Raw genomic sequence first — 4514 nt, forward strand, 5'->3', positions numbered from 1 at the left:
ATCGCCGGGGTGGACAAGGCCTCCTGCGACGCCGCCAAGAAGACCATCGAGACCATCGTCTTCGTCCCCGAGGTGGGGCAGCTCTACTACGGCAAGGTGGTGCGGATTTTGCCCTTCGGCGCCTTCGTGGAGCTGGCCCCCGGCAAGGACGGCATGGTCCACATCTCCAAGCTGGCCAACCACCGGGTGGAGAAGTGCGAGGACGTGGTGAACATCGGCGACATGATCTGGGTCAAGGTCATCGAGATCGACGAGAAGGGCCGGGTAAACCTCTCCTACAAGGACGCCCTCCGGGACATTGAGCGCAACCCCGGCCTCAAAAAGTAAGTTTTCTGAAAAGATGCTCCGGCGGGCGGGTGTGGACCCGCCCGCCGGTTTTTACGCGGAAGAGGAGGGACCTGCATGACACTGGAGGCGCTTTGGACGGGCTCCGGCGCGGCGGCCTGGGGGACCTGCGCCTACCGGGACCTGCTCCCCTACATGGACCCGGCCGCCCAGGCCCGGGCGGAGGCGCTGTGCCCCGCCCCCGCCGGGGTCTTTGTGGCGGCCTATCCCTACTTCCCCGGAGATGCGCCGGGGAACCTGTCCCTCTACGCCCGGGGCCAGGACTACCATGTGGCCGTCCCCAGGCGGATGGAGGGGGTCTGTGAGGGGCTCCGGGCCCTCTACCCGGACCGGCGCTTCGTGCGGATGGTGGACGACTCCCCCCTGCCGGAGCGGCTGTGCGCGGGGCTGGCCGGGGTGGGCCTCCGGGGGCGCAGCGGCATGACCATCGTGCCCCCCTGGGGGACCTACCTCTTCCTGGGGACGATTCTCACCGACCTCCCCCTGGAGAGCGCCCCGGAGGTCTCGCCCCTGTGCATGGACTGCGGGGCCTGCCTGGCCGCCTGCCCCGTCGGGGCCCTGACGGAGGCGGGGGTGGACCGGAGCCGCTGCCTCTCCGGCCTGACCCAGCGGAAGGGGGCGCTGACCGAACAGGAGCGGGAGATCCTCACCCGCCACGGCCTGGTGTGGGGCTGCGACCTGTGCCAGCGGGTGTGCCCCTACAATCAGGACGCGCCCCTCTCCCCGCTGCCGGAGTTCCGGGAGGACCAGATCACCACACTGGGGCCCCAGGATGTGGCCGCCCTCACCAACCGGAAGTTTCGGGAGAAATACGCCGGCCGGGCCTTCACCTGGCGGGGCCCGGGGGTTTTGCGGCGGAACCTGGAGCTCCACCGGGAGCCCTCCGGTGGGAAGGGGCCGGAAAAAGAGACGGAACGCACATAAAAACACCGCCTTCCGGGGAAGCTGACCCCGGAAGGCGGTGTTTTTATGCAAGTACGAGAACTGATGAACCAGAGCGTGGTCTCCATCACCCCCGGAGAGTCGGCCTCCCTGGCCGCCCGGCTTCTGGCCCGGCACCAGCTGGGCGCCCTGCCGGTCTGCGGCGAGGACGGGGGCCTCCGGGGTATTGTCACCGACCGGGACATCGTGACCCGGTGCGTGGCCGCCGAGACCGACCCCCATCAGGTGCCGGTCCGGGACATCATGTCCCGGAACTGCGCCGTGGTCTCCCCCGGCGACGACGCCGCGGAGGCCGCCCGGCGGATGGCGGAGCAGCAGGTCCGCCGCCTGCCGGTGATGGAGGGCAATCAGGTGGTGGGCATGGTCTCCCTGGGGGACCTGGCCAAATGCCGGGCCTGTAATATGGAGGCGGCGGAGGCCCTCTCCGAGATTTCGGAGAATGTCCACCGCTCCCCCGGCCCTGGGGAGCCGGGCTGAGGAAGGAGGCCCCGGCGGCGGAACTTGTTCCGCCGCCGGGGCTCCGCCGCGTACGCTTCCGGTTCAGCCGGAGGTCTGGGGCACGATGACCCCGCCGGTCTTGAGGATGCTCCCCGGCGGTACGGCCCCCCGGACGCAGGAGACAGGGTAGATGTGGGTGTCCCGCCCCACCACGGCGCCGGGGTTGAGGACGGTGTTGCAGCCCACCTCCACCCGGTCCCCCAGGATGGCGCCGAACTTCTTCCGGCCGGTCTCCAGGCGGCGGGCGCCGTCCTTCACCACCACCGAGGTCTTGTCGGACTTGACGTTGGAGGTGATGGAACCCGCCCCCATGTGGCTGCGGTAGCCCAGGATGGAGTCCCCGACATAGTTGTAGTGGGGGACCTGGACATGGTCGAAGAGGATGACGTTCTTGAGCTCCACCGAGTTGCCCACCACGCAGCCGGCCCCCACCAGGGCCGAACCCCGGATGAAGGCCCCGTGGCGCACCTCGGTCTCCGGCCCGATGATGCAGGGGGCTCCCAGCCAGGCGGAGGGATAGACGTTGGCTGTTTTGTGGACCCACACCCGGGGGGAGGGCTGATCGTATTCCTTGGGAGGAAGCGCCGGGCCCAGCCGGAGAATCAGGTCTGAAATGCCCTCCAGGGCCTCCCAGGGGTAGCGGAAGCCCGCCAGATATTCCCCTGCCAGGGTATGAGACAGGTCCAGCAGCGCCGGTATTTCCAGATTCATGACACAGTTCCTTTCTGTGTGCGGCGGTCCCCGCCGCGCATATTCTCATGGATATTATACCGGATTTTCCGCTTTTTGCAAGCCCCGGCCCTCACGCCGCCAGCTGCCGGCCGGTGTGGTCAATGGTGTAGTCGGTGTTGTAGGCCCCCGGCAGCAGGAGCTGGGAGATTGGCACAAAGGTGTAGCCCTCCTGGAGCAGGGTCTCCAGAATGGCGGGCAGGGCCTCCGGGGTGTGGAGGGCCGCGTTGTGGAAGAGGACGATAGACCCCGGCTGCACCCGGCTCACCACCCGCTTGGTGATCTCTTCGGCGGAGAGGTCCTTCCAGTCCAGGCTGTCACGTTCCCAAACAGGTTCAAGTATTGAACTGCTTACAAGATATTGATAATTTTCTCTATATGTTGTACAAAGACGTGAATCAATAACAGCACGCCAAAAGAGAAGATGCGCTATATCCTTATTTTGTAAGGAATTGCCTGATATCAACAGATAAATTTAAGGGTGTACGGGAAATATTAGGTTCAGCATACATGAGGCGGCAGGAGTTCGACTCCTGCCGCCTCATACCTTCCAGATAACCTCCGCAGTTTCACCAGACAGCCTGATTTCCTGGATGAACTGGGCCGCCACCAGTTTCTTTTGCTCAAAGTCCAAAGGTCCGAATTTCAGGTGGTTCAGCTTTGGCGGGGGCTGTTTATGTAGCTTGGCCTGCCGGTCCAGCAGTTCCCCCCGCTGGGCCTCCAGCTTTTCAATGGTACGGTTGATATAGGGCATAGTCAGGTCGCTGCTCTCGGCTAGGGCGGACATGAGGCGATCAATCTTCTGGTCAATCAGCGCCAGAGCCTGCGCCGTCTCCTGGTCTTCCTCGATATTGGCCTCTACGTCCGGACATTCCGCCAGCAACCGCTCCAGCTCCACCTCCACGGAGGCCTCTAGCTCTCGGAGTTGAATCCGAATAGAAGCGTCGCAAAGACCCAGATTGGAACGCCCGCTGCACACCAGATAATACTTGTCCTTGTCCCGGTTGACCTTGACGCTATACCCGCAACAGGCACACTTGAGCAGGCCGGAGAACCAGGTGTGTTTGCCCCGCCCGGCTCCACCTAGCTGCCGGTTGGCGTCCAGCTTGTACTGGCACTGGAGCCACAGCCCGGAGGAAATCAGCCCATAATGTGTGGACAGGGAGAAGTGCTGTTCCTTGAGGTCCTGATACTTGCCGGCACTCCGGTCCCGCTTCCCTACAATCATCCCGGCATGGAGCCCGTCAAATTCCGCCAGGGCGTTGGAGAAAATCAAGCCCTTACCCTGATAATAGAGGTAGACATCCTCGTCTACCATAACGTATAATGGGCTATGTAGGATACGGGACAGGGACACATTGTCCCAGGTAGACCGTTTGGGGGCTGGGATACCGTCGGCGTTTAATCCCCGCGCCACGCTGCCCAGGGTGGCCTCCGGTTGGGCATAGTCCTGGAAGATTCGCTCTACCACAGGGGCCCGTTCATTGGGTAACAGCCCCGGCGCTGGTTTTCCGTCCGGCCCTGGCAGCTTTCCAATAGAAAAGCCGTAGGGTGCAGGACCGCCCGGCCAGGAGCCTAGCTTGGCCCGCTGATAGTAGTTGTCACGCACCCGTTCGGCGGTGGTCTCCCGCTCCAACTGGGCAAAGACCATAATGATATTCAGCATGGCCCGGCCCATGGGCGTGGAGGTATCAAAGGTCTCATTGATAGAGACGAATTCCACATTGTGCTGTTTCAGAATCTCCCACAGCCGCCCAAAGTCGGCAATCGAGCGGGAAAAGCGGTCCAGACGGTAGACCACGATCTTCTGAATCAGACCTCGTTCTACGTCCTCCATCATTCGCTGAAAGTCGGGGCGGTTGGTGTTCTTACCGGAGTAGCCCTTGTCCTGGTAGATGAGGGGCTTCTCTCCGGCCTTCTGCCGGCACAGGTCGATCTGCCCCTGGATGGAGAGGCTGTCCGCCTTGTCCACGGACTGCCGGGCATAGATCGCGTCCAAG

General features: G+C 63.6%; 6 protein-coding genes. 3 read left to right on the forward strand and 3 right to left on the reverse strand.

The genetic code is table 11. The features are described from left to right. From Q0K09_RS10370 to Q0K09_RS10380, 3 genes are all read left to right on the forward strand, one after another. The coding region (locus Q0K09_RS10370) for a S1 RNA-binding domain-containing protein (RefSeq protein ID WP_294475972.1) at positions 1 to 327 on the forward strand (327 nt) is incomplete at its 5' end. A gap of 75 nt (positions 328 to 402) precedes the next feature. Further along, positions 403 to 1269: a QueG-associated DUF1730 domain-containing protein gene (locus Q0K09_RS10375; RefSeq protein ID WP_294475974.1), complete on the forward strand. Its 867-nt coding sequence runs from the start codon at positions 403 to 405 to the stop codon at positions 1267 to 1269. Positions 1270 to 1314: 45 nt separating this feature from the next. Beyond that, the gene (locus Q0K09_RS10380; RefSeq protein WP_294475976.1) at positions 1315 to 1764 is read left to right on the forward strand and encodes a CBS domain-containing protein; all 450 of its coding nucleotides are present in this window, start codon (positions 1315 to 1317) and stop codon (positions 1762 to 1764) included. Positions 1765 to 1827: 63 nt separating this feature from the next. Here Q0K09_RS10380 and Q0K09_RS10385 read toward each other — a convergent pair whose 3' ends face one another. The 3 genes from Q0K09_RS10385 to Q0K09_RS10395 all read right to left on the reverse strand — a co-directional run. After that, positions 1828 to 2496, reverse strand: a complete 669-nt coding sequence (locus Q0K09_RS10385) for a UDP-N-acetylglucosamine pyrophosphorylase (protein ID WP_294475978.1) — start codon at positions 2494 to 2496, stop codon at positions 1828 to 1830. 91 nt (positions 2497 to 2587) lie between these two features. Continuing rightward, positions 2588 to 2785, reverse strand: a complete 198-nt coding sequence (locus tag Q0K09_RS10390) for a hypothetical protein (RefSeq protein ID WP_294475979.1) — start codon at positions 2783 to 2785, stop codon at positions 2588 to 2590. 270 nt (positions 2786 to 3055) lie between these two features. After that, positions 3056 to 4514 (reverse strand): recombinase family protein (locus Q0K09_RS10395; protein ID WP_294475982.1); only part of this gene is annotated, 1459 nt, incomplete at its 5' end.

Origin of the sequence: uncultured Intestinimonas sp. (genome assembly GCF_944387725.1) — a bacterium.
In the GTDB taxonomy this organism is placed as follows: Bacteria; Bacillota; Clostridia; order Oscillospirales; family Oscillospiraceae; genus Intestinimonas.

What these genes read in the sequence shown, in the direction of transcription:
- Q0K09_RS10375 (WP_294475974.1), top strand. Translation starts at nt 403, where the DNA reads ATGACACTGGAGGCGCTTTGGACGGGCTCCGGCGCGGCGGCCTGGGGG.
- Q0K09_RS10380 (WP_294475976.1), top strand. Translation starts at nt 1,315, where the DNA reads ATGCAAGTACGAGAACTGATGAACCAGAGCGTGGTCTCCATCACCCCC.
- Q0K09_RS10385 (WP_294475978.1), bottom strand. Translation starts at nt 2,496, where the DNA reads ATGAATCTGGAAATACCGGCGCTGCTGGACCTGTCTCATACCCTGGCA.